Here is a 24,897-nt window from a genome sequence, read left to right on the forward strand (position 1 = left end):
GTCATCACAAATAAATAACATTTTCCCTTAAGGCGGTTGACAGCAGACGATGGATGCAAATAAATGTCTATACAACCCATGACAAGTGGAATGCCCATGCAGCTTCAACCTGACGATGTTATATGGCGAAATGCGCGCCTGGCAACAATGGTTCCCGATACATCCGCGCCTTATGGCCTGAAAGAGCAGCACGCGCTGGTCGTGAGCGGCCAAACTATCCTTGGCGTGCTTCCTGAATCTGACCTTCCTTCCGGACACCGTCACGTCATCGATCTTGAGGGACGTCTGGTCACGCCTGGCCTGATTGACTGCCATACCCATCTGGTATTTGGCGGCGACCGTGCGGCGGAGTGGGAACAGCGTCTGAACGGCGTCTCTTACCAGACCATCAGCGCTCAGGGGGGCGGGATTAACGCCACCGTGACGGCAACGCGCAGCAGTTCCCTGGAAACCCTGCTGAAACTTGCGCAGCAGCGGCTCCAGCGTCTGATGAATGAAGGTGTAACGACCGTTGAAATCAAATCGGGATACGGACTCAACGCCGAGGCCGAAGAGAAGATGCTGCAGGTTGCCCGCCAGCTGAGCCTCGATAATCCGATCGATATCAGCCCAACGCTGCTGGCGGCCCATGCGGTTCCGCCGGAATACCGACAGGATCCGGATGCGTACCTCGCGCTGGTTTGCGAGCAGATCCTGCCCACGCTGTGGCAAAAAGAGTTATATGAAGCAGTAGACGTGTTTTGTGAAAACGTCGGCTTTACCCCGTCGCAAACCGAGCGCCTCTTCCAGGCCGCCGCCGCGCTCGGTATCCCGGTGAAAGGGCATGTTGAACAGCTGTCGAATCAGGGCGGAGCGGCGCTGGTCAGCCAATATAACGGACTGTCGGCCGATCATATCGAATATCTCGACGACGCGGGCGTTCAGGCGATGGCGCAAAGCGGTACGGTTGCGGTACTGCTCCCCGGCGCGTTCTATTTTCTGCAGGAGCGCCAGCGTCCGCCGGTTGATCAGCTCCGAAAACGTGGTGTGCCGATGGCCGTCGCCACCGACTATAACCCCGGCACCAGCCCGTTTGCCAGCCTGCACCTGGCGATGAATATGGCCTGCGTCCAGTTTGGCCTGACGCCCGAAGAGGCCTGGGCTGGCGTCACGCGCCATGCGGCGCAGGCGCTGGGCCGCGGCGCAACGCACGGGCAGCTGCAGTCGGGGTTTGTCGCTGATTTTATCGTCTGGGATGCTCACCACCCGGTGGAGATGGTCTACGAGCCGGGACGCAATCCGCTGTATCAACGTATTTTCCGTGGGGAGGCAGTATGAAGTTATGGCGGCCCGTCGCCGAAACGGTCTGGCAGGGGCGAGACGACAGCGCTGAGGCCAGCAACGCAACGCGCATTTTCCAGACGATACAACAGCAGGCGCAGTTCACGCCGCTTTCATCCGGCATCGCGCTGATAGGATTTGAATGCGATGCAGGGGTTAAACGCAATCAGGGCAGGCCCGGCGCCGCGCAGGCCCCTGATATTCTGCGCAAAGCGCTGGCGAATATGGCAAGCCATCAGGGACACGAACGGCTGGCGGATATGGGCTCGGTGTACGTTGAAGGCGATGAGCTTGAACCCGCGCAGCGGGCGTTAAGCGATGCCGTGACGGCCTGCCAGCAGTCCGGGATGCGCACCCTGGTGTTTGGCGGCGGGCATGAAACCGCCTGGGCGCATGGACGGGGTGTTCTGGATGCATTCCCCGGCGAGCGCGTGGCGCTGATAAACCTGGATGCGCATCTCGACCTGCGCAAGGCCGACCGGGCGACGTCCGGTACGCCGTTTCGTCAGCTGGCTCAATACTGCGATGAATGCGGGCGCGAGTTTCGCTACGCCTGCTTTGGCGTCAGCCGCGCGGCGAACACCCAGGCACTGTGGAATGAGGCTGAACGCCTGAACGTCACGCTGGTGGAGGATCTTCATTTCAGACGCGAGGCATTATCGGCGCTGGAAAAGGTGCTGGCGCAGGCCGATCGTATCTATCTGACAATCGATCTGGATGTCCTGCCCGCGGGCGAAATGCCTGCCGTTTCCGCCCCTGCGGCGTTAGGCGTCCCGGCAATGGATCTAATGCCCGTTATTGAACAAATCTGCCGCAGCGGTAAGCTGCAGGCCGCCGATCTGGTAGAGTTTAACCCGCAGTACGATCGGGACGGACAGGGCGCAAAGCTCGCCGCCCGTCTGGCCTGGCAAATTGCTCACTGGTGGGCATAACACTATTAAAGGAGTCACGATGTTTTCACGCTCACCCCTGCAGCAACCGAGCCCGCCCGCGCCTTTCTATGAAAAGGTGAAGCAGGCGATCAGCGAAAAGATTGCTACCGGCGTCTGGCGCCCGCACGATCGCATTCCATCGGAGGCCGAGCTGGTGGCGCAGTTCGGTTTTAGCCGGATGACCGTCAACCGGGCGCTGCGCGAGCTCACCGACGAAGGACTTCTGGTGCGCCTGCAGGGCGTGGGGACGTTCGTGGCGGAACCGAAAGGGCAGTCCGCCCTGTTTGAAATCCGCAGCATTGCCGATGAGATAACCTCGCGTAATCATCAGCACCGCTGCGAAGTGCTGGTGCTGGAAGAGACCCAGGCCAGCGCCGAGCAGGCCGTTGAGCTAAATGTCAAAGAGGGTAGCCGCATCTTCCACTCTGTAATGGTGCATTTTGAAAACGACATTCCGGTGCAGATTGAAGATCGCTGCGTCAACGCAGAGCGGATACCGGAATACCTGAACCAGGATTACACCCACACCACGCCGCACGCGTATCTCTCGCTCGTCGCACCGCTGACGGAAGGGGAGCACATTGTGGAGGCCGTACGCGCGACACCGCAGGAGTGCGAGCTGTTGCGCATTAAAGAACACGATCCGTGCCTGCTGATCCGCCGTCGTACCTGGTCATCATCGCATATCGTGTCGCATGCCCGACTGCTTTTCCCGGGGAACCGTTACCGGCTGCAGGGCCACTTTATGTCATAAGTTTTATAAGCGTGATCGCTAACGCAATATAACAAAATTGTATCTTTTTTGTTAAATCCGACCTTGTGTGTGCTTGTCTATACAAGTATATCTAAATGCATCATCTGTCCCTTATGAGGAGCACACAATGTCGTCAGGTAAATACCGCCAGCAGGACGTCCGCGCCGCGCGCGGCACCACGCTTACTGCCAAAAGCTGGCTCACCGAAGCCCCGCTGCGCATGTTGATGAACAACCTTGATCCTGAGGTGGCGGAAAACCCCCACGAACTGGTGGTCTACGGCGGCATAGGCCGTGCCGCACGCAACTGGGAATGCTATGACGCAATTGTAAAATCCCTGACCGAACTCGAACACGACGAAACCCTGCTGGTGCAGTCCGGCAAGCCGGTTGGCGTATTCAAAACCCATAAGAACGCGCCGCGCGTGCTGATCGCCAACTCTAACCTCGTGCCGCACTGGGCCACCTGGGAACACTTCAACGAGCTGGACGCGAAAGGGCTGGCGATGTATGGCCAGATGACCGCCGGGAGCTGGATCTACATCGGCAGCCAGGGGATTGTGCAGGGCACCTACGAAACCTTCGTGGAAGCGGGGCGTCAGCACTATAACGGCTCGCTGAAAGGCCGCTGGGTGCTTACCGCCGGTCTGGGCGGGATGGGTGGCGCGCAGCCGCTGGCCGCCACGCTGGCCGGCGCGTGCTCGCTGAACATTGAATGCCAGCAGAGCCGCATTGATTTCCGTCTGCGTACCCGCTACGTCGACGAACAGGCCGAGAATCTTGATGACGCGCTGGCGCGCATCAAAAAATACACGTCCGAAGGCAAAGCGGTGTCGATTGCCCTGTGCGGCAACGCGGCGGATATTCTGCCGGAGCTGGTTGCCCGCGGCGTGCGTCCGGATCTCGTTACCGACCAGACCAGCGCCCATGACCCGCTGCACGGTTACCTGCCAAAAGGCTGGACGTGGGAAGACTACCAGCAAAAAGCGGAAACCGACCCTGAAGGCACGGTACTGGCGGCTAAGCGTTCGATGGCGGAACACGTCTCCGCGATGCTGGCCTTCAGCCAGTTGGGCATTCCAACCTTTGACTACGGCAACAACATCCGCCAGATGGCGAAAGAGATGGGCGTGAATAATGCCTTCGACTTCCCCGGCTTCGTGCCTGCCTATATCCGTCCGCTGTTCTGCCGCGGCATCGGCCCGTTCCGCTGGGTGGCCTTGTCCGGCGATCCGCAGGATATCTACAAAACTGACGCTAAAGTGAAGGAGATCGTCGCAGACGACGAACACCTGCACCACTGGCTGGATATGGCTCGCGAACGCATCAGCTTCCAGGGCTTGCCGGCGCGCATCTGCTGGGTAGGGCTGGAGTGGCGGCAAAAGCTGGGTCTGGCCTTCAACGAAATGGTGCGCAGCGGTGAAGTCTCCGCGCCTATCGTCATTGGCCGCGACCATCTGGACTCCGGCTCCGTCGCCAGCCCAAACCGTGAAACCGAAGCCATGCGCGACGGATCTGACGCGGTCTCCGACTGGCCATTGCTTAATGCCCTGCTGAATACCGCCAGCGGCGCCACCTGGGTCTCGCTGCACCACGGCGGCGGCGTCGGGATGGGCTTCTCCCAGCACTCAGGGATGGTCATCGTCTGTGATGGAACCGATGAAGCGGCCGCGCGCATCGCCCGTGTGCTGCACAACGACCCGGCAACCGGCGTGATGCGTCACGCGGATGCGGGTTACGAGATTGCCATTGACTGTGCCAAAGATCAGGGACTGAACCTGCCGATGATCCCTGCCACACAAGGAAAGCATGCATGAACGCGTTAACACTCACTCCCGGCTCGCTGACGCTCAAACAGCTGCGTAACGTCTGGCGCCAGCCGGTCACCCTTTCACTTGATGAAAGCGCCCACGCCGCGATAAACGACAGCGTCGCCTGCGTAGAAGCGATTGTTGCCGAAGGGCGCACTGCCTACGGGATTAACACCGGCTTTGGCCTGCTGGCGCAGACCCGCATCGCCACGCACGATCTGGAAAACTTACAGCGTTCGCTGGTGCTGTCGCACGCGGCGGGCGTCGGCCAGCCGCTGGATGATGAGATTGTCCGTCTGATGATGGTGCTCAAAATCAACAGCCTGGCGCGCGGTTTCTCGGGCATTCGCCTGAGCGTGATCCAGGCGCTGATGGCCCTGGTGAATGCAGAAGTCTATCCGTGGATCCCGGCAAAAGGTTCCGTCGGTGCCTCCGGCGATCTCGCCCCGCTGGCGCACATGTCGCTGCTGCTGCTGGGTGAGGGCAAAGCGCGCTGGCAGGGCGAGTGGCTCCCTGCGAAAGAAGCGCTGGCAAAAGCCGGCTTAACGCCAGTCACCCTCGCGGCAAAAGAGGGGCTGGCGCTGCTCAACGGCACGCAGGCGTCGACGGCCTTTGCGCTGCGCGGCCTGTTTGAAGCGGAAGATCTCTTTGCCTCGGCGGTGGTGTGCGGTGCGCTGACCACCGAGGCTGTGCTCGGCTCGCGTCGTCCGTTTGACGCGCGTATTCACGCGGTGCGCGGCCAGCGCGGGCAGATTGATGCCGCCGCCATGTACCGCCACGTGCTTACCGACACGAGTGAGATTGCGGATTCACACCATAACTGCGAGAAGGTGCAGGATCCGTATTCTCTGCGCTGTCAGCCGCAGGTGATGGGCGCGTGCCTGACGCAGCTGCGCCAGGCAGCAGAGGTGCTGCTAGTGGAGGCCAATGCGGTCTCCGACAACCCGCTGGTATTCGCCGAGGAAAACGAGGTGGTCTCCGGGGGCAACTTCCACGCCGAGCCGGTGGCGATGGCGGCGGATAATATCGCGCTGGCGATTGCCGAAGTCGGGGCGTTATCCGAGCGCCGCATCGCGCTGATGATGGATAAACACATGTCCCAGCTGCCACCGTTCCTGGTGCGTAACGGTGGGGTCAACTCGGGCTTTATGATCGCTCAGGTGACGGCCGCAGCGCTGGCAAGCGAAAACAAAGCCCTGTCGCATCCACATAGCGTGGACAGCCTGCCAACCTCGGCGAACCAGGAAGATCACGTTTCGATGGCACCCGCTGCCGGGCGTCGTCTGTGGGAGATGGCCTCCAACACCCGCGGCGTGCTGGCGGTGGAGTGGCTGGCGGCGTGTCAGGGTATCGATCTGCGCGAAGGGCTTAAATCCAGCCCGCTGCTGGAGCAGGCGCGCCATGTGCTGCGCGAGCACGTCACGCATTATGATGATGACCGCTTCTTTGCGCCGGATATTGATAAGGCGATGCAGCTTCTGGAAGAGGGACACCTTGTAGGACTGCTACCTTCGGTGCTGTGATTTTTGCCCGGTGGCGCTGCGCTTACCGGGCCTACGAATGCGAAATCCAGGCCGGGTAAGGCGTAGCCGCCACCCGGCTTTTTTCAGGAATACATCGCCGTAATCGACGCGCTCCCCAGGGAATGGAAATGCACGTTAAACCCGACCATCGCGCCGCTCGCGCCTTCATCGACCTCAATCTTCTCCACATCCAGCGCGTGCACCGTGAAGATATAGCGGTGGGTTTCCCCTTTTGGTGGCGCCGCGCCGCCGTAGCCCGCTTTACCAAAGTCAGTGCGCGTCTGAATGGCACCTTCAGGCAGGGCAACCAGGTCTGAACCGGAACCCTGCGGCAGCACGCGCGTGTCGGCGGGCAGGTTCGCCACAACCCAGTGCCACCAGCCCGAGCCGGTCGGCGCGTCCGGGTCGTAGCAGGTCACGACAAAGCTTTTGGTTCCTGCAGGAACGTCGTCCCACGCCAGGTGTGGGGAGATATTATCCCCCTGATAGCCCATGCCGTTGAAAACGTGGCGTTCCGGGAGTTTTTCACCGTCGCGCAGATCTTTACTGATGATTTTCATACGGTTTATCCTCGTTATTCACTCGTTCAGGAAGTGTAACGCATGGGATTAAATCGCGAAATGCGCGGGAATGTTAACGGCTGTTACGACCGCGTCGGTTAATTTACGCAGCTGCTCCGGCGTGATGCTGTACGGCGGCATCAGGTAGATAAGCTTGCCGAAAGGCCGCACCCAGACGCCCTGCTCAACGAAGAAGCGCTGCAGCGCCGCCATGTTCACCGGGCGGGTGGTTTCAATCACCCCGATGGCACCCAGCACGCGCACGTCCGCCACAAAATTCGCCCCCGAGGCGGCGCTCAGCTCTCCTTTCAGCTGTGCCTCAATCGCCGCAACCTGCGTCCGCCACTCGCCGCTCTCCAGAATGGCGAGGCTTTCGCTTGCCACGGCGCAGGCCAGTGGGTTGCCCATAAACGTCGGGCCGTGCATAAAGCAGCCCGCCTCGCCGTCGCTGATGGTGTCGGCAACCTGACGAGTGGTGAGGGTGGCGGAGAGCGTCATGGTGCCGCCAGTCAGCGCTTTACCCAGACACAGAATATCCGGCGCAATGCCCGCGTGTTCGCAGGCAAACAGCTTGCCGGTGCGGCCAAAGCCGGTGGCAATTTCATCGGCAATCAGCAGAATGCCCTCGCGGTCGCACATCTTGCGAATGCGCCTCAGCCATTCCGGATGGTACATCCGCATTCCGCCCGCGCCCTGCACAATCGGTTCGAGAATAACGGCTGCGATTTCATGGCGATGCGCCGCCATCAGCCGCGCGAAGCCCACCATGTCCATCTCGTTCCACTCGCCGTCTAATCGGCTTTGCGGCGCAGGGGCAAACAGGTTTTCCGGCAGATAGCCCTTCCACAGGCTGTGCATGGAGTTGTCCGGATCGCACACCGACATCGCCCCGAAGGTATCCCCGTGATAGCCGTTGCGGAAGGTGAGGAACCGCTGGCGCGTTTCGCCCTTCGCATGCCAGTACTGCAGCGCCATCTTCATCGCCACTTCCACCGCCACCGAGCCGGAATCGGCCAGGAAAACGCACTCCAGCGATTCAGGCGTCATCGCCACCAGGCGACGGCATAAATCCACCGCGGGCTGATGGGTGATCCCGCCAAACATTACGTGCGACATCTGGTCAATCTGGGCCTTCATCGCCGCGTTCAGGCGCGGGTGGTTGTATCCGTGAATGGCCGCCCACCAGGAGGACATTCCGTCAACCAGCCGCTCGCCGCTGGCGAGATGCAGCTCGCAGCCGTGGGCAGAGGCCACCGGATAGACGGGAAGGGGGCGGGTGGTGGAGGTATAAGGGTGCCAGATATGCTGCTTGTCGAAGGCGAGATCGTCCTGGGTCATAATCGACTTGTAAACCATTTTGAAAAGTTTTAGGTTTACGAGTATAAACCGAACCGAAAATTAACAAAACCCTTTGGAGAAGCCCAATGGCTCACCACGCACGCTGGACGATGTCGCAAGTTACTGAATTATTCAACAAACCTTTCCTTGAGCTGATGTTTGAAGCGCAACAGGTGCATCGTCAGCACTTCGATCCGCGTCATGTTCAGGTCAGCACGCTGCTGTCGATCAAGACCGGCGCCTGCCCCGAAGACTGCAAATACTGCCCGCAGAGCGCGCGCTACAAAACCGGCCTGGAGTCAGAGCGCCTGATGGAGGTCGAGCAGGTGCTCGACTCCGCGCGCAAGGCGAAAAACGCGGGCTCAACCCGCTTCTGCATGGGCGCCGCGTGGAAGAATCCACATGACCGCGACATGCCCTATCTGGAGCAGATGGTGAAAGGCGTGAAGGAGATGGGGCTTGAGGCCTGCATGACGCTCGGCACGCTGAACGAGGCGCAGGCGCAGCGCCTCTCGGCGGCGGGGCTGGATTACTACAACCACAACCTTGATACCTCACCGGAGTTTTACGGCAATATCATCACCACGCGAACCTATCAGGAGCGTCTGGATACGCTGGATAAGGTGCGTGACGCGGGGATCAAGGTCTGCTCCGGCGGCATCGTGGGCTTAGGTGAAACGGTGAAAGACCGCGCGGGCCTGCTGCTGCAGCTGGCGAACCTGCCGACCCCGCCGGAAAGCGTGCCCATCAACATGCTGGTGAAGGTCAAGGGCACGCCGCTGGCGGATAACGAGGACGTGGATGCGTTTGATTTTATTCGCACCATCGCGGTGGCGCGCATCATGATGCCAACGTCTTACGTTCGCCTCTCTGCGGGCCGCGAGCAGATGAGCGAGCAGACCCAGGCGATGTGCTTTATGGCCGGCGCCAACTCCATCTTCTACGGCTGCAAGCTGCTGACCACGCCGAACCCGGAAGAGGACAAAGACGTCCAGCTGTTCCGCAAGCTGGGGCTGAACCCGCACCAGACCGGGGTGCTGACGGGCGATAACGAGCAACAGCAGCAGCTGGAGCAGCAGATTCTCAACGCCGATACCGACCAGTTCTACAACGCGGCAGCCGTATGACCTGGCAGGTACGGATTAATGCCGCGCTGGAAGAACGCCGGGCGGCAGAGGCGTTTCGCGTTCGCAGGGTGGTGGAAAACGGCGCGGGCCGTTTTCTGACCCGCGAGGGACGGCAGTTTTGTAATTTCTCCAGCAATGACTATCTCGGACTGAGCCAGCATCCGGCCATCGTCCGCGCCTGGCAGCAGGGCGCGGAGCGGTTTGGCGTGGGCAGCGGTGGCTCGGGGCACGTCAGCGGATACACCACGGCGCATCAGGCGCTGGAGGAAGAGCTGGCCGACTGGCTGGGCTATCCGCGCGCGCTGCTGTTTATGTCCGGCTTTGCCGCCAATCAGGCGGTCATCGCGGCCATGATGGGGAAAGAGGACCGCATTGTCGCCGACCGTTTAAGCCACGCCTCGCTGCTGGAAGCGGCAAACTTAAGTCCGGCGCAGCTGCGGCGTTTTGCCCATAACGATGCGTCACAGCTCGCCTCGCTGCTGGACAAACCCTGCGACGGGCAACAGCTGGCAGTCACGGAAGGGGTGTTCAGCATGGACGGCGACAGTGCGCCGCTTGCCGCGCTTCACGAGGCCGCAAAGCGGCAAAACGCCTGGCTGCTGGTCGATGATGCTCACGGTACTGGGGTGATGGGAGATGAAGGACGCGGCAGCGCCCATCAACAAAACGTGAAGCCGGAACTGCTGGTGGTTACCTTTGGCAAAGGCTTTGGCGTCAGCGGCGCCGCCGTGCTGTGCAGCGAATCTGTCGCCGACTATCTGCTGCAGTTTGCCCGTCACCTCATCTACAGCACCAGCATGCCCCCGGCGCAGGCCGTGGCGCTGTCGGCGTCGCTGGCGGTGATCCGCAGCGCAGAAGGGGATGAACGCCGTCAGCAGCTGGCAGAACACATCTCCTGCTTCCGTCAGGGACTGGCGGCGCTTCCCTTCCAGAGTCCCGATTCGCAGAGCGCCATCCAGCCCGTGATTGTCGGCGAAAATGGCCGCGCGCTGGCGCTGGCCCAGGCGCTGCGCGAGCGGGGGATGTGGGTAACGGCCATTCGTCCGCCAACCGTTCCGCCGGGCACCGCGCGTCTGCGCTTAACCCTGACGGCGGCGCATGAGGCGCAGGATATCCAGACGCTGCTGGAGGCGCTTCATGATGCCGGTGAATAAGCAGGCCGTTGCGGCGGCGTTTGGCCGGGCCGCGCGGAGCTATTCGCAGCACGATGAACTCCAGCGCCAGAGCGCGCAGGGGCTTCTGGCCGCGCTTGGCGAGAACCGCTTCCCGCAGGTGCTGGACGCCGGCTGTGGTCCCGGCAGCAACAGCCGCTACTGGCGCGAGGCGGGGAGCGAGGTGACAGCCATCGACCTGTCGCCCGCCATGCTGGACGAGGCGCGCCAGCAGCAGGCTGCGCACCACTATGTAGTGGCCGATATCGAGGCGATCCCGCTGGCGGACGCGCAGTTCGATCTGGTCTGGAGCCATCTGGCGGTGCAGTGGTGCAGCAGCCTGCCGCAGGCGTTACGCGAGCTTTATCGCGTCGCACGACCGGGCGGAAAGGTGGCCTTTACCACCTTGCTGGAAAGTTCGCTGCCGGAGCTGAATCAGGCGTGGAAAGCGGTGGATGAGCAGCCGCACGCGAACCGCTTTTTATCGTATGAGCAGGTGACGCAGGCGCTGGCTGGCTTGCGCTGTCGCAGCACGGTACAAACCATCACGCTTAATTTTAGCGACGCGTTCAGCGCCATGCGCTCTCTGAAGGGCATCGGCGCCACGCACCTGCACGCCGGGCGGGAGAAAAAACCGCTGACCCGGGGGCAGCTGCAACGCCTGGAGCTGGCCTGGCCGCAGCAGCGGGGCCTTTTCCCGCTCTCTTATCAACTTTTTCATGGGATTATCGAACGTGACTGAACGTTATTTTGTTACCGGCACGGATACGGAAGTGGGCAAAACGGTTGCCAGCGCTGCGCTGCTGCAGGCGGCACGACGGCTCGGAAAAAACACCGCCGGATATAAGCCCGTAGCTTCCGGCAGCGAGATGACGGCGGAAGGGTTACGCAACACCGACGCGCTGGCGCTCCAGCGTAACAGTAGCCTTGAGCTTGCCTATTCGGCGGTGAACCCCTATACCTTTGCCGAGCCGACGTCGCCGCACATTATCAGCGCTGACGAAGGCCGTCCAATTGATTTCGCCGTGCTGTCTGCCGGGTTACGGACGCTGGAAAGCCAGGCCGACTGGGTGCTGGTGGAAGGCGCGGGAGGCTGGTTTACGCCGCTTTCGGACACGCAGACCTTTGCTGACTGGGTGCAGGCCGAGCGGCTTCCGGTCATTCTGGTCGTCGGCGTGAAGCTGGGCTGCATCAATCACGCCATGCTGACGGCGCAGGCCGTGCAGCAGGCAGGGCTGACGCTGGCAGGCTGGATAGCCAACGACGTGGTTGCGCCGGGCAGGCGGCATCAGGAGTATCTGGCGACCCTCAAGCGCGTGCTCCCGGCACCGTTCCTCGGGGAAATCCCCTGGATTGCTGGTGATGCTGAGCAGGCCGAAACCGGGCGTTATCTCGACCTCAGCGTCTTGCTTCCCGCGACATCCAGTGGGCGATAAGCTCATCGTTCAGCTCGCTAACGTGGCCCTGAGCCACGTTACGCCCGCGATAAAGCATGCAAAACCGATCCGCCACCCGGCGGATAAACGACAGCTGCTGCTCCGCCAGCAGCACCGTCATGCCTAACTCCCGGTTTAAGCGCACCAGCAGCTGCGCCAGCTTCTGGGCAAATCCGTGTCCTGCCCCATGCGTAGGCTCATCCAAAATCAGCATCCGCGGGCGGTTGACCAGTGCATTCGCCAGGGCAAGCTGATACTGATCCTCTGGCGAAAGGGCATTGCCCCGCGTCTGACGTCGCGCGTAGAGTTCCGGGAACAGATCGTATACGTCGCTTTTCGCCGCCGGGTCGGGTTTCCCCATCGCCCGCATGGCAATATGCAGATTCTCCTCAATCGTCAGTTGAGAGAAAATACGCCTGTCCTGCGGCACATAGCCTATTCCCGGCTCTGAACGTTGTTCCGGTGCCGGGCTGAGCAAATCACGCGGCGGTGCGCCCGCTTCATGCCAGATAATCGTGCCGCTTTCGACGGGGATGTTTCCGGTAATGCAGTTCATCAGGGTGGTTTTGCCCATCCCCGGCAGGCCTATGACGCCTGTACACATCCCTTGCGGAAAATCCAAATCCACGTTCCATAGCGTATGTTGGCTTCCGTAAAACTGATTCACTGCACGCAGACTCAACATCTTTCTCTCCTTAAAAATGCGTAGGGATAGGCCTGACGTGAAGCTGCAAAACGCTTGCCAGAAACCTGAAATCGATTAAAAAAACGACTTTTTTAGGAATAAGCCACAGGAGAGCAGGGTAAAAACGCGTGGCTTGCACATCGACGGTGCCGGGAATGGTGAGTTGTGGTGCAGGACGAAAAATGGCTGAAATGTGAGCAGGATCGCATCTGTTGGTTATGAATGACTCAACTGTTTATCGTCAAAAAAGAGCTATAAAAATTTTTTGTTGCCGCCTCGTGGGAAAATCCGGGAATTTGCTGAGCGGCGGTCTACACGGGCTGGAAGCAGTTATCCACTATTCCTGTGGATAACCATGTGCATTAGAGTTAGAAAACACGCGATAAGCGAGAGAAGACGCGGCTTTCGCCCAAATTGACGCGAAACGCGGCTTTAGAAAATATCGTTTAAAATTTAATTGCTTAGATAAAAGCAATTACCGTAATGAAAGTGTCACTCGTTGCCATAAAACTATCATTACCTGGCTTGACAAATGTTAAAAAAGAAAAAATTCTGGGGATAACCCAACCTGGCTGGTTTTTTATCTCGTCAGAGCCTAAATTTTGTCCGCTAACGCGCTAATGACTCCGCCGCTACGCTAAATATCCTGACACGCTACTGGTTTTTCATCCAGTGTTTTTTACTGGCATTCCTGGCAACAACGAGTAAAATTACTCACCTGCCGCTTATAACGTCATCAGGTCGTCGCCCATGAGTAAACCGTTCAAACTGAATTCTGCTTTCCGCCCCTCTGGCGATCAGCCTGAGGCGATCCGTCGTCTTAAAGAAGGGCTGGAAGACGGGCTGGCGCACCAGACGTTGCTGGGGGTAACCGGCTCGGGCAAAACGTTTACTGTCGCCAACGTGATCGCTGACCTGCAGCGCCCCACGATGGTGCTTGCACCCAATAAAACCCTCGCGGCACAGCTTTACGGCGAGATGAAAGAGTTCTTCCCGGAAAACGCGGTGGAGTATTTTGTCTCCTACTACGATTACTACCAGCCGGAAGCCTATGTGCCGAGCTCTGATACCTTCATCGAGAAAGATGCTTCGGTGAACGAACACATCGAACAGATGCGACTGTCGGCGACCAAGGCGCTGCTTGAGCGTCGCGATGTGGTTGTGGTCGCGTCTGTTTCGGCGATTTACGGCCTGGGCGATCCGGATCTCTATCTGAAGATGATGCTGCACCTGACGCAGGGGATGATCATCGATCAGCGCGCAATTTTGCGCCGTCTGGCCGAGCTGCAGTACACCCGTAATGACCAGGCCTTCCAGCGCGGGACGTTCCGCGTGCGTGGTGAGGTGATCGACATCTTCCCGGCGGAATCGGACGATATGGCGCTGCGCGTCGAGCTGTTTGACGAAGAGGTCGAGCGTTTGTCACTGTTCGACCCGCTGACCGGCCACGTTGAGTCGGTGATACAGCGTTTTACCATCTACCCTAAAACGCACTACGTGACGCCACGAGAGCGTATCGTGCAGGCGATGGAAGAGATCAAAGAGGAGCTTGCAGAGCGCCGTAAGGTGCTTCTGGCTAACAATAAGCTGCTGGAAGAGCAGCGCCTGAGCCAGCGCACCCAGTTCGATCTGGAGATGATGAACGAGCTGGGCTACTGCTCGGGTATCGAAAACTACTCGCGCTTCCTCTCCGGGCGCGGGCCGGGCGAGCCACCGCCGACGCTGTTTGACTACCTTCCGGCCGACGGTCTGCTGGTGATCGACGAATCCCACGTCACGATCCCGCAGATCGGCGGGATGTACCGCGGCGACCGCGCGCGTAAAGAGACGCTGGTGGAGTACGGCTTCCGCCTGCCGTCAGCGCTGGATAACCGTCCGATGAAGTTTGAAGAGTTTGAGGCGCTGGCGCCGCAGACCATCTACGTGTCGGCCACGCCGGGCAACTACGAGCTGGAAAAATCCGGCGATGAGGTGATCGATCAGGTGGTCCGTCCGACAGGGCTGCTGGACCCGATTATCGAAGTGCGCCCGGTGGCGACCCAGGTGGACGATCTGCTCTCTGAGATCCGCGCCCGTTCCGCCATCAACGAGCGCGTGCTGGTGACGACGCTCACCAAGCGCATGGCGGAAGACCTGACCGAGTATCTTGAAGAACACGGTGAGAAGGTGCGCTATCTGCACTCGGATATCGACACCGTGGAGCGCATGGAGATTATCCGCGATCTGCGTCTGGGCGAGTTTGACGTGCTGGTGGGGATCAACCTGTTGCGAGAAGGTCTGGATATGCCGGAAGTTTCGCTGGTGGCGATTCTGGACGCCGATAAAGAGGGCTTCCTGCGCTCTGAACGCTCCCTGATCCAGACCATTGGCCGCGCCGCGCGTAACGTCAACGGGAAAGCGATTCTGTACGGCGACAAAATCACCCCGTCGATGGCGAAAGCGATTGGCGAAACGGAACGCCGACGCGAGAAGCAGCAGCGCTACAACGAAGAGCACGGCATTACGCCGCAGGGGTTGAACAAGAAGGTGGTGGATATTCTGGCACTGGGTCAGAACATTGCGAAGACCAAAGCGAAAGGCCGCGGCAAGGCGCGTTCAGTGGTGGAAGAAGATACCGTCGTACTGACGCCGAAGGCACTGCAGCAGAAAATCCACGAGCTGGAAGGGCAGATGATGCAGCACGCCCAGAACCTGGAGTTTGAAGAGGCGGCGCAGATCCGCGACCAGCTGCATCAGCTGCGGGATCTGTTTATCGCGGCATCATAGGTAAAGCGGCGTGTATTCCCCTCTCCCCGTGGGAGAGGGCTGGGGTGAGGGCATCAGGCCGCACAAAGCGAACCTAACCCAACGCCTGAATCGCTTTCTCCAGCGCCTCGCGCAGCAGGTGGCGGTCGTGACGATATTTAATATCGCTGGCTTCCAGCGGCTCCTGCACCACCACGCGATCGCCAATCCCTGTCACATCCACTTTTGGCCCAACCACGACACCGTCGATAATTTTCTTACCGACGTACTGCTCCATCAGGTCCAGCTTGTCCGCCAGCGACAGGCTCGCCGCTGCCGGGCTCAGCTCACGGCCCAGGTTACCGATATAGACCATCGGGGCAGGGGTGCGACGCAGCGCCTGCGCCAGCTCTTTTACCAGCAGAATGGGCATCAGGCTGGTATAAAAACTGCCTGGACCGATCAGGATAAGATCCGCTTCACCAATGGCCTCCACCGCTTCTCGCGTGGCGGGCACGCTCGGATAGGTCATCAACTCCGTTGGCGGCAGGAGGAGCTGGTCAATATTCACCTCGCCGTAAACTTCATGCCCTTCGGCATCGATTGCCATCAAGTCAACCGGTTGTTCAGACATGGGGATCAGGAATGCATCCACCTTGAGCAGATTACGGATTAAGTTGATGGCTTCCAGAGGCCGTACGCTCAGGTGATCCAGCGCCTTTAACATCAGATTTCCGAGGTTATGCCCGGAAAGTTCGCCATTGCCGCCAAAACGGTACTCAAACATCGCCGACGCGACGCTCGGCTCGGTAATTAACTGGTTCAGGCAGTTGCGCATATCTCCCCAGGCAATGCCGCCTTCAGCCCGCCTGATCCGCCCGGTTGAGCCGCCGTTGTCGGTGGTTGTCACTATCCCTGTCAGCCGTGAGCCCAGTGACGACAAAGAGGACATGACGCGGCCCAGGCCGTGGCCTCCGCCAAGAGCGACCACTCGGTCAAGATCCGCAAAAGTGCGATTGCGCATACGTATTCCTTATCACGTTCGATCGCGTAACAGTAACCTAACTACCCCCAAAAGACGATGCCTCACCCAATGCAAAATGACGTATATCAATGCGAAAATGCGGTTTTTAGGTATTCTGTAGCGAAAATGCAGGACTGAATCGCTATATACATAATTATATAGCGAAAAGCGACAATGGCGGAGTGTCGATTTCCACGCTACTATCGCCATAACCACGTTTTCAAAACTGAAAACATACACTCTAGCCCTGGCGCCTGTGTCGAATGATATGGCGCCTTGGCCGTGGCGGATTTGCCACCAGGGTACAGAAAGAAATGACTGTGCCTCCCGATCTGGAAAGGTGTACATGGCTTCACAACTTACTGATGCTTTCGCGCGTAAGTTTTACTACTTGCGTCTGTCGATTACCGATGTGTGCAACTTCCGTTGCACCTACTGCCTGCCCGATGGCTACAAGCCGGGCAGCGTCACCAATAATGGCTTTCTCTCCGTGGATGAAGTGCGCCGCGTCACGCGTGCGTTCTCGGAGCTCGGTACCGAAAAAGTCCGTCTGACCGGTGGAGAACCCTCCCTGCGCCGCGATTTCCCCGACATCATTGCCGCCGTACGCGAAAACGAACGCATCCGCCAGATCGCGGTGACCACCAACGGTTACCGCATGGCGCGTGACGTGGCCACCTGGCGCGACGCTGGCTTAACCGCGATCAACGTCAGCGTGGACAGCCTTGATGCCCGGCAGTTTCACGCCATTACCGGTCAGGACAAGTTCCGCCAGGTGATGGACGGCATCGATGCGGCGTTTACCGCCGGGTTCGAAAAGGTCAAAGTCAACACGGTGCTGATGCGCGACGTTAACCATCATCAGCTCGATACCTTTCTGGCGTGGATTAAATCCCGTCCCATTCAACTGCGTTTTATCGAGCTGATGGAAACGGGCGAGGGCAGCGAACTGTTCCGCCGCCACCATATTTCCGGCATGGTGTTGCGCGACGAGCTGCTGAAACGCGGCTGGATCCACCAGATCCGCCAGCGCAGCGACGGCCCGGCACAGGTCTTTTGTCACCCGGATTACGAAGGCGAAATTGGCCTGATCATGCCCTATGAGAAAGACTTCTGCGCCAGCTGCAACCGCCTGCGCGTCTCTTCCGTCGGCAAACTCCATCTCTGCCTGTTTGGCGACGGTGGCGTGGATCTTCGCGATCTGCTGGAAGACGATGCGCAGCAGGCCGCGCTTGAAGCGCGCATTTCTGAAGCGCTGACGCACAAAAAGCAGACCCACTTCCTGCATCAGGGCAATACCGGCATTACTCAGAACCTGTCCTACATCGGCGGGTAATCAGTCTTTAGAAGGAACCAGAAGATGAGTCAGGTCAGCGCAGAATTTATCCCGACACGCATTGCTATTCTTACCGTTTCCGACCGCCGTGGAGAAGAGGATGATACCTCCGGCCACTGGCTGCGTGAGGCGGCCCATGACGCGGGGCATACCATTGTCGATAAAGCGATTGTGAAAGAGAACCGCTACGCCATTCGCGCGCAGGTCTCTCAGTGGATCGCCAGTGCTGAGGTGCAGGTGGTGCTGATCACCGGCGGCACCGGCTTTACCGCGGGCGATCAGGCCCCCGAGGCGCTGATCCCGCTGTTTGACCGCGAGGTAGAAGGCTTCGGCGAAGTGTTCCGCATGCTCTCCTTTGAAGAGATTGGCACCTCCACGCTGCAGTCGCGCGCGGTGGCCGGCGTGGCAAACAACACGCTGATTTTCGCCATGCCGGGCTCGACCAAAGCCTGCCGCACCGCATGGGAAAATATTATTGCCCCGCAGTTGGATGCCCGTACCCGTCCGTGTAATTTTCATCCCCATTTGAAGAAGTAAACTATGTCACAACTGACCCACATTAACGCCGCTGGCGAAGCGCATATGGTGGATGTCTCCGCCAAGGCCGAAACGGTGCGCGAGGCGCGTGCTGAGGCATTCGTCACCATGCTGCCGGAGACGCTAGCGATGATTATCGACGGCAGTCACCATAAGGGCGACGTCTTTGCCACCGCCCGCATCGCCGGTATTCAGGCTGCAAAACGGACCTGGGACCTCATCCCGCTCTGCCATCCGCTGATGCTAAGCAAGGTGGAAGTGAACCTGCAGGCGCAGCCGGAGCACAACCGCGTGCGTATTGAGTCCCTCTGCCGCTTAACCGGCAAAACCGGCGTGGAGATGGAAGCCCTGACGGCGGCCTCCGTCGCCGCGCTGACCATCTACGACATGTGCAAAGCGGTGCAGAAAGATATGGTGATTGGCCCGGTTCGTCTGCTGGCGAAAAGCGGCGGCAAATCCGGTGATTTTAAGGTGGACAGCCATGATTAAGGTGCTCTTTTTCGCCCAGGTGCGTGAGCTGGTCAATACCGACAGCCTGACGCTGGACGCCTCTTTTGAAAACGTCGCCGCCCTGCGCGCGCACCTGGCGGCACAAAGCGACCGCTGGGCGCTGGCGCTCGACGAAGGCAAGCTGCTGGCGGCCGTTAACCAGACGCTGGTGGAGTTCACCCACCCGCTGACTGAAGGGGATGAAGTGGCCTTCTTCCCGCCGGTCACAGGGGGCTAAGATGGCTGAAACCCGAATTCTGGTCGGTCCCGAGCGCTTTAACGTCGGTACAGAATATGACTGGCTGGCGGAGCGCGATGAAGACGGCGCGGTCGTTACGTTCACCGGTAAAGTGCGTAACCACAATCTCGGCGACAGCGTAAAAGCGCTGACGCTGGAGCACTATCCGGGCATGACGGAAAAATCGCTGGCGGCAATTGTGGATGAAGCGCGAGGCCGCTGGCCGCTCGGGCGGGTCACGGTGATCCACCGCATCGGCGAGATGTGGCCCGGCGAAGAGATTGTCTTTGTCGGCGTGACCAGCGCGCACCGCGGCAGCGCCTTTGCGGCAGGGGAGTTCATTATGGATTACCTCAAAACCAAAGCGCCGTTCTGGAAGCGCGAAGCCACGCCGGAAGGTGATCGCTGGGTGGAATCTCGCGACAGCGATAAACAGGCCGCCAGCCGTTGGTAGTCGGTTTACGTGGATGTGTTACTCTTAATGTGTGTGTCTCTTCTTAACCTTAATCAGGAGTGAATCATGGACCGATTTCCGCGTTCCGATTCAATAGTACAGCAGACCCGTAGCGGGCTGCAGACGTATATGGCGCAGGTGTACGGCTGGATGACGGTCGGCCTGCTGCTTACCGCGTTTATCGCGTGGTATGCGGCGAACACGCCTGAGCTGATGATGTTTATCTTCTCCAGCAAAATCACCTTCTTTGGGCTGATTATCGCACAGCTGGCGCTGGTGTTTGTGCTTTCCGGCCTGGTGCAGAAACTCAGTGCCGGAATGGCGACCACGCTGTTTATGCTCTATTCGGCGCTGACCGGTTTGACGCTCTCCAGCATTTTCATCGTCTACACCTACTCCTCCATCGCCAGCACCTTCGTGGTGACCGGCGGGATGTTCGGCGTGATGAGCCTGTACGGTTACACCACCAAACGTGACCTGAGCGGCTTAGGTAATATGCTGTTTATGGGGCTGATCGGGATTGTGCTGGCATCGCTGGTGAACCTGTGGCTGAAGAGCGACGCGCTGATGTGGGCCGTGACCTATATCGGGGTGGTGGTCTTCGTTGGCTTGACGGCCTACGACACTCAGAAGCTGAAAAACATCGGCGAGCAGATCGACGTGCGCGACAGTTCCAACCTGCGCAAATACTCGATTCTGGGTGCGCTGACGCTCTATCTGGACTTTATCAACCTGTTCCTGATGCTGCTGCGGATTTTCGGCAACCGTCGCTGAGGTTGCTTTGCTGGGTGGCGGTGCGGTCTGGTGCCCTCACCTTGACCCTCTCCCACGGGAGAGGGAACAAACACTAAAAACGGCAACAAAGTTGCCGTTTTGCTTTTATTTCGCCATTGCCTTCTCATTTTTCGCCCGTAACTTTTTCGCCCGGCTCTCCAGCACCAGATAACAGACCGTTGCCAGCGCCAGCGGCAGGAAGTAATAGAGCATGCGGTAGGCGAGCAGGGCGGCAATAATCGTCCCCTGTGAAACATGTTCTCCGGCCAGCAGCGCGATAAACACCGCCTCCAGCACACCAATTCCCGCCGGAATATGCACGATAACCCCGGCGATACTGCTCACCAGCAGCACGCCCAGCACGAAGAAGTAGTTCACGTCCTCGCCAATCAATAGCCAGATGATTGCACCCATCGCCATCCAGTTGGCGCTGGATACCGCCATCTGCAGCACCGCGAACTTCCACGACGGCAGTACCAGTTTCTGCCCTTTAATGGTCATATGGCGGCGTTTGGCAAAGGCGCAGGCCCACAGATACACGGCGATGATCAGCAGCAGCACGATGCCGAGAATGCGCAGCGTGGCCTCGTCGATATACCAGTGCGCGGGCAGCTGCACCACGCCGATGGTGAAAATCACTCCACCCAGCAGGATATACCCCAGCCAGTTGGTGGTAATACTCAGCGAGAAAATGCGGGTGATGGTTCCGCCCGGTAATCCGAGACGCGAGTACAGGCGATAGCGCATGCCGATGCCGCCCACCCAGGTGCTCAGCGTCAGGTTGAAGGCGTAGCAGATAAACGACACCAGCATCACCTGACGTTTAGCCAGCTTGTGGCCGCAGTAGGCGCGACCGAGCAGGTCGTAGCAGCCGTACATCAGGTAGCTGACGATAACCAGCCCTACGGCGCCCAGCAGCACCAGCCGGTTATAGTTTCGGATAACCTTCCACACCTCTTCCCAGTCCACTTTCTGCGCGTAGACCACCAGCAGTACAGCGACCGCGATAAAGAATACCCAGGTGAGGATTTTTTTCGCCAGCCGCCAGCGAGGATGAGATTTTGACATCAGGGTTTGCCTCCATCTTCCGCTTCAACGCGGTCCTGGGTTTCCATTTCAGGTTGTACCGGCGGATCAACCTGCGCCAGCTTTGGCGTATGCGCCGGCAGCCAGCCGACCATCGCCGGGAAGTGGCGCAGGAAGTGGAACACCACCACGCCGATGCCAACGTTCCACCAGCTCCGTTTCGGCACCATGGACTCATCCACCCGTACGCAGTCCTTATGGATAAGTCCCTGAAGGTTATCCCGCAGGGTCTGGTTAAACTGACGGTCGTGGATGATCAGGTTCGCTTCCAGGTTAAGCGACAGGCTCAGCGGATCGAGGTTACTGGAGCCGACGGTTGCCCAGTGGTCATCCATGACGGCCACTTTGCCGTGCAGCGGGCGGCGGCGGTATTCATATATCTGCACGCCGCTTTTCACCAGGTAGCGGTAGAGCAGGCGCGCGCCCACCTTCACAATCGGCATATCCGGCTCGCCCTGCACAATCAGTTTAACGCTCACGCCGCGTCGGGCCGCGTTGCGCATGGCGTGCAGAATACGGTAGCCGGGGAAGAAATAGGCGTTGGCGATAATCACTTCGCGCTTCGCATTGGCCAGCATCTTCAGGTAATGACGTTCAATATCGTCCCGATGCTCCTCGTTGTCCCGCCAGACAAACAGCGCCTGCGCTTCGCCGGGCTTGCGGTTCTCTTCCGGGCGATGACGGCGTCGCCACCAGCGGCGAGCGGCCTCTTTACCGGGCAAGTTTTCCAGCACGAACAGCTGGATGTCCTGAACTACCGGTCCCTCAATGCGGATCGCGTAGTCCTGCTTGGCCTCCGGGCCGTAATCCGACATATGCTCGGCGGAGTAGTTAATGCCGCCCACGAACGCCACCGTTTCGTCCACTACGACTATTTTGCGGTGCATGCGCCGGAACAGGTTGGTGCGCATGCCGAACAGACGCGGACCGGGATCGTAATAGCGGAACACCACGCCGGCGGCGGTGAGCTCGTTAACAAATTCATCGCTAAGATCCGGCGAGCCATATCCATCGAGCAGCGCCTCGATTTTTATCCCGCGCCGGGCGGCATGCAGCAGTACGCTGTGCAGCTGCCTGCCAACGTCGTCTTCAAACCAGATAAACGTTTCAAGGTAGACTTTCTGCTGTGCGTGGCTAATCGCCTCAAAGACCGCCGGATAAAAGTTATCGCCGTTTTCCAGCAGCGTAATACGGTTACCTTCCTGCCAGGTGCATTTCATAAGTGGATCTCCGCGCTCAGCGGGGCATGGTCGGAAAGATGTCGCCAGTTCAGTAACGCCAGCGCCGTCGGGCTGCTGGCATGCGCATTTTTCACGTAGATGCGGTCCAGGCGCAGCAGGGGGAAGCGCACCGGAAACGTCCGTGCGGGACGACCATGTGCCCGGGTGAAAATTTCCTCCAGTCCCGCTTTGACCTTCAGCGGATGGTTGGCGCGCTGCCGCCAGTCGTTAAAATCCCCGGCGACCACCACGGGTTCGCCTTCCGGCAGCGCATTGGCCCAGTCCGCCAGCATCTGCAGCTGCGCCTGGCGGTGGGCTTCACGCAGTCCCAGGTGAACGCAGCCCACGTGAACCGGAACGTCAAGTTCCGGCGGCGTGATGCGGCAGTAAAGCAGCCCGCGCTTTTCGCTCTCCCCGACGGAAACGTCCCGGTTCTCATAATGTTCTATAGGAAAACGCGACAGCACCGCATTACCGTGATGGCCTTCCGGATAGACCGCATTGCGGCCGTAAGCGTAATCGCTCCACATGGTGTCGGCCAGGAATTCATAGTGCGGCGTATCGGGCCAGTTTTCGAAATGCATGGGGTGTACCTCGTGCGCGCCCATCACCTCCTGCAGGCAGACAATGTCCGCGCTGACGGTGCGTACCGCGTCGCGCAGCTCCGGTAAAATGAAGCGGCGGTTAAATGCTGTGAAGCCCTTATGAATGTTTATCGTCAGCACCTTAAGCGAGAAATGCTGCGTTTTTTTGCTCATAAACACCTTCCTGGGTGACTATCCCGATGAAAATAAAGTGTAGTCGGCGTCACAAAAAGATGCGGCGTTACGGAATTTTCCGTAAAGTGCGGTAGTCTGATTAAGCAGAGAAAAATCCTTCAGGAGAGAAGCCATGAAGTGGCAACAACGTGTTCGTGTCGCAACGGGTTTGAGTTGCTGGCAGATAATGTTGCATTTACTGGTCGTGGCCGTACTGGTGATGGGCTTAATGAGCGGCACGCTGGTGCGTGTTGGCTTAGGGCTATGCGTCCTCTATGGCGTCACCGTGCTGTCGATGCTGTTCTTACAGCGCCACCATGACGCGCGCTGGCGCGAGGTGGGTGATGTGCTCGAAGAGCTCACCACCACCTGGTACTTTGGTGCCGCGATGATCGTGCTGTGGCTGCTGTCACGCGTGCTGCAAAACAACCTGCTGCTGGCCCTCGCGGGTCTGGCAATCCTTGCAGGGCCAGCGGTAGTGTCGCTGCTCACTAAAGAGAAAAAGCTACGCAATGTTGCGTCTAAACATCGCATAGGCCACTGACCCCGTCGTGGCCGCTATGACCAGTAGCGGCCACAAACTTCCCCAGACAATGTCCAGACTCGCATCCTTCAGATAGATCTGCTTGGTGATATCCGTAAAGTGTCGAATCGGGTTTATCCACGTTAAATCCTGCAGCCACACCGGCATGTTCTCGACGGGCGACACGTACCCGGAGAGCAGAATCGCCGGCATCATAAAGACGAATACCCCGATAAATGCCTGCTGCTGCGTGGAGCAGAGCGCTGAAATCAGCAGCCCAAACCCCACCAGCGACAGCCCGTAAATCACCATCGTGAAGTAAAACAGCGCCAGCGATCCGGCGAACGGGATCTCGTAGGCCCAAATTCCCACTCCCAGCACGATGGTGGCCTGGAAGGTGGCGACGATCAGCGCCGGTACCGCTTTGCCGACGAAAATCTGCCAGGTGGCGAGCGGGGAAACCAGCAGCTGATCCAGCGTGCCCTGTTCGCGCTCGCGGGCCACGGACAGAGAGGTCACGATCATCACCCCGATGGTGGTGATCATGGCGATCAGCGACGGCACCACAAACCACTTGTAGTCCAGATTCGGGTTGTACCAGTTGCGCACCACCAGCTCGCTGTTATTGGGCTTCGGTTTGCCCTCCATCAGCTCCTGCTGATACTCCTTCACTATCTGCTGCAGGTAGTTGGCCGCTATCTGGGCGCTGTTGGAGTTGCGCCCGTCGAGGATCAGCTGCATCGGCGCGGTCTGGAAGGTGTCCAGATTGCGGGAGAATTCCGCCGGGAAACGCACCAGCAGCAGCGCTTTTTGCGTGTCGATAGTGGGCTGGATCTCCTGCGGGCTTTTCAGCAGCAGGATGTGGGTAAAGGCTTTCGCCCGGGCAAAACGCTGCGTCAGCTCGACGGCGTGTTTGCCGTTGTCTTCATTATAAATGGCAATGGTGGCGTTAGTTACCTCAAGGGTGGCGGCAAACGGGAACAATAAAACCTGAAGCAGCACCGGCAGCACCAGAATGGCGCGGGTTTGCGGCTCGCGCAGCAGGGACTGCAGCTCTTTGCGGATCAATGTCCATAAGCGGTGAAACATGTGCGCTCC

At 59.2% G+C, this 24,897-nt stretch carries 25 protein-coding genes and 1 riboswitch; of the genes, 17 read left to right on the forward strand and 8 right to left on the reverse strand.

Going from position 1 to position 24,897, the window contains the following annotated elements; genetic code table 11:
• Positions 1-96 precede the first annotated feature (96 nt).
• From hutI to hutH, 5 genes are all read left to right on the forward strand, one after another.
• On the forward strand, positions 97-1,317 hold the full coding sequence (gene hutI, locus INF73_RS00110) for an imidazolonepropionase (RefSeq protein WP_226859455.1): 1,221 nt from the start codon (positions 97-99) through the stop codon (positions 1,315-1,317).
• Positions 1,314-2,252: a formimidoylglutamase gene (gene hutG, locus INF73_RS00115; protein WP_193541567.1), complete on the forward strand. Its 939-nt coding sequence runs from the start codon at positions 1,314-1,316 to the stop codon at positions 2,250-2,252. Before hutI ends, hutG begins: the two co-directional genes overlap by 4 nt.
• A gap of 19 nt (positions 2,253-2,271) precedes the next feature.
• Positions 2,272-3,006 carry a histidine utilization repressor gene (locus INF73_RS00120; protein ID WP_193066561.1) on the forward strand — a complete coding sequence of 245 codons (735 nt, stop codon included), beginning with the start codon at positions 2,272-2,274 and terminating at the stop codon, positions 3,004-3,006.
• Positions 3,007-3,133: 127 nt separating this feature from the next.
• Positions 3,134-4,822: a urocanate hydratase gene (gene hutU / locus INF73_RS00125; RefSeq protein WP_193541565.1), complete on the forward strand. Its 1,689-nt coding sequence runs from the start codon at positions 3,134-3,136 to the stop codon at positions 4,820-4,822.
• Positions 4,819-6,339 carry a histidine ammonia-lyase gene (gene hutH, locus INF73_RS00130; RefSeq protein WP_193541563.1) on the forward strand — a complete coding sequence of 507 codons (1,521 nt, stop codon included), beginning with the start codon at positions 4,819-4,821 and terminating at the stop codon, positions 6,337-6,339. The genes hutU and hutH overlap by 4 nt, the downstream gene beginning before the upstream one ends.
• An 83-nt stretch (positions 6,340-6,422) precedes the next feature.
• On the opposite strand, the gene INF73_RS00135 is transcribed toward hutH, so the two are convergent.
• Entirely contained in the window at positions 6,423-6,899 is a 477-nt protein-coding gene (locus tag INF73_RS00135) for a kinase inhibitor (protein WP_028012412.1), read from the reverse strand.
• 48 nt (positions 6,900-6,947) lie between these two features.
• Complete coding sequence (bioA, locus tag INF73_RS00140; protein WP_193541560.1) at positions 6,948-8,255, reverse strand: adenosylmethionine--8-amino-7-oxononanoate transaminase; 1,308 nt, start codon at positions 8,253-8,255, stop codon at positions 6,948-6,950.
• Positions 8,256-8,323: 68 nt separating this feature from the next.
• On the opposite strand from bioA, the gene bioB reads away from it, so the two are divergent.
• The 4 genes from bioB to bioD are packed head-to-tail and all read left to right on the forward strand — an operon-like array spanning position 8,324 to position 11,951.
• Positions 8,324-9,364 carry a biotin synthase BioB gene (gene bioB / locus INF73_RS00145; RefSeq protein WP_193541558.1) on the forward strand — a complete coding sequence of 347 codons (1,041 nt, stop codon included), beginning with the start codon at positions 8,324-8,326 and terminating at the stop codon, positions 9,362-9,364.
• Positions 9,361-10,518: an 8-amino-7-oxononanoate synthase gene (gene bioF / locus INF73_RS00150; RefSeq protein ID WP_193541556.1), complete on the forward strand. Its 1,158-nt coding sequence runs from the start codon at positions 9,361-9,363 to the stop codon at positions 10,516-10,518. Before bioB ends, bioF begins: the two co-directional genes overlap by 4 nt.
• Positions 10,502-11,257, forward strand: a complete 756-nt coding sequence (gene bioC / locus INF73_RS00155) for a malonyl-ACP O-methyltransferase BioC (protein WP_028012416.1) — start codon at positions 10,502-10,504, stop codon at positions 11,255-11,257. The genes bioF and bioC overlap by 17 nt, the downstream gene beginning before the upstream one ends.
• Positions 11,250-11,951 carry a dethiobiotin synthase gene (gene bioD / locus INF73_RS00160; RefSeq protein WP_028012417.1) on the forward strand — a complete coding sequence of 234 codons (702 nt, stop codon included), beginning with the start codon at positions 11,250-11,252 and terminating at the stop codon, positions 11,949-11,951. Before bioC ends, bioD begins: the two co-directional genes overlap by 8 nt.
• On the opposite strand, the gene INF73_RS00165 is transcribed toward bioD, so the two are convergent.
• Positions 11,914-12,636, reverse strand: coding sequence for an ABC transporter ATP-binding protein (locus INF73_RS00165; RefSeq protein WP_047363785.1), 723 nt, complete (start codon positions 12,634-12,636; stop codon positions 11,914-11,916). The genes bioD and INF73_RS00165 overlap by 38 nt on opposite strands.
• 750 nt (positions 12,637-13,386) lie before the next feature.
• Here INF73_RS00165 and uvrB point away from each other — a divergent pair.
• Positions 13,387-15,402 (forward strand): excinuclease ABC subunit UvrB, encoded by a 2,016-nt coding sequence (uvrB, locus tag INF73_RS00170; RefSeq protein ID WP_028012419.1) that lies wholly within the window; start codon positions 13,387-13,389, stop codon positions 15,400-15,402.
• 73 nt (positions 15,403-15,475) lie between these two features.
• Here the strand turns inward: uvrB and yvcK are convergent, their stop codons facing one another.
• Complete coding sequence (yvcK, locus tag INF73_RS00175) at positions 15,476-16,384, reverse strand: uridine diphosphate-N-acetylglucosamine-binding protein YvcK (RefSeq protein ID WP_028012420.1); 909 nt, start codon at positions 16,382-16,384, stop codon at positions 15,476-15,478.
• Between the two features lie 225 nt (positions 16,385-16,609).
• Positions 16,610-16,743: riboswitch (molybdenum cofactor riboswitch) on the forward strand.
• Here yvcK and moaA point away from each other — a divergent pair.
• The 6 genes from moaA to INF73_RS00205 all read left to right on the forward strand — a co-directional run bounded on the left by moaA (position 16,731) and on the right by INF73_RS00205 (position 20,212).
• The gene (moaA, locus tag INF73_RS00180; RefSeq protein WP_088204427.1) at positions 16,731-17,720 is read left to right on the forward strand and encodes a GTP 3',8-cyclase MoaA; all 990 of its coding nucleotides are present in this window, start codon (positions 16,731-16,733) and stop codon (positions 17,718-17,720) included. It overlaps the preceding riboswitch by 13 nt.
• Before the next feature lie 24 nt (positions 17,721-17,744).
• Entirely contained in the window at positions 17,745-18,257 is a 513-nt protein-coding gene (gene moaB, locus INF73_RS00185) for a molybdenum cofactor biosynthesis protein B (RefSeq protein WP_028012422.1), read from the forward strand.
• A 3-nt stretch (positions 18,258-18,260) separates the two neighbouring features.
• A complete protein-coding gene (gene moaC / locus INF73_RS00190) occupies positions 18,261-18,746 on the forward strand; it encodes a cyclic pyranopterin monophosphate synthase MoaC (RefSeq protein ID WP_008501142.1) in 486 nt (161 codons plus the stop codon).
• Positions 18,739-18,984, forward strand: coding sequence for a molybdopterin synthase sulfur carrier subunit (gene moaD, locus INF73_RS00195; protein WP_045259953.1), 246 nt, complete (start codon positions 18,739-18,741; stop codon positions 18,982-18,984). Before moaC ends, moaD begins: the two co-directional genes overlap by 8 nt.
• A gap of 1 nt (position 18,985) precedes the next feature.
• The gene (gene moaE / locus INF73_RS00200; protein ID WP_028012424.1) at positions 18,986-19,438 is read left to right on the forward strand and encodes a molybdopterin synthase catalytic subunit MoaE; all 453 of its coding nucleotides are present in this window, start codon (positions 18,986-18,988) and stop codon (positions 19,436-19,438) included.
• Between the two features lie 66 nt (positions 19,439-19,504).
• Positions 19,505-20,212, forward strand: a complete 708-nt coding sequence (locus INF73_RS00205) for a Bax inhibitor-1/YccA family protein (RefSeq protein ID WP_010428846.1) — start codon at positions 19,505-19,507, stop codon at positions 20,210-20,212.
• Positions 20,213-20,317: 105 nt separating this feature from the next.
• On the opposite strand, the gene INF73_RS00210 is transcribed toward INF73_RS00205, so the two are convergent.
• Genes INF73_RS00210 through INF73_RS00220 form a run of 3 tightly spaced genes read right to left on the reverse strand, consistent with a single transcriptional unit; the run spans position 20,318 to position 23,276 of the window.
• On the reverse strand, positions 20,318-21,280 hold the full coding sequence (locus INF73_RS00210; protein WP_028012425.1) for a YbhN family protein: 963 nt from the start codon (positions 21,278-21,280) through the stop codon (positions 20,318-20,320).
• Complete coding sequence (gene clsB / locus INF73_RS00215; protein WP_045259955.1) at positions 21,280-22,518, reverse strand: cardiolipin synthase ClsB; 1,239 nt, start codon at positions 22,516-22,518, stop codon at positions 21,280-21,282. The genes INF73_RS00210 and clsB overlap by 1 nt, the downstream gene beginning before the upstream one ends.
• On the reverse strand, positions 22,515-23,276 hold the full coding sequence (locus INF73_RS00220) for an endonuclease/exonuclease/phosphatase family protein (RefSeq protein ID WP_028012427.1): 762 nt from the start codon (positions 23,274-23,276) through the stop codon (positions 22,515-22,517). Before INF73_RS00220 ends, clsB begins: the two co-directional genes overlap by 4 nt.
• A gap of 133 nt (positions 23,277-23,409) precedes the next feature.
• Between INF73_RS00220 and INF73_RS00225 the strand changes: the two genes are divergently transcribed.
• Positions 23,410-23,820 carry a YbhQ family protein gene (locus tag INF73_RS00225; RefSeq protein WP_028012428.1) on the forward strand — a complete coding sequence of 137 codons (411 nt, stop codon included), beginning with the start codon at positions 23,410-23,412 and terminating at the stop codon, positions 23,818-23,820.
• Here the strand turns inward: INF73_RS00225 and INF73_RS00230 are convergent.
• Positions 23,782-24,888: an ABC transporter permease gene (locus INF73_RS00230; RefSeq protein ID WP_193541554.1), complete on the reverse strand. Its 1,107-nt coding sequence runs from the start codon at positions 24,886-24,888 to the stop codon at positions 23,782-23,784. The genes INF73_RS00225 and INF73_RS00230 overlap by 39 nt on opposite strands.
• Between the last annotated feature and the right edge of the window lie 9 nt (positions 24,889-24,897).

Origin of the sequence: Enterobacter cloacae complex sp. P6RS (assembly GCF_014982245.1) — a bacterium.
Classification (GTDB): domain Bacteria; phylum Pseudomonadota; class Gammaproteobacteria; order Enterobacterales; family Enterobacteriaceae; genus Enterobacter; species Enterobacter bugandensis.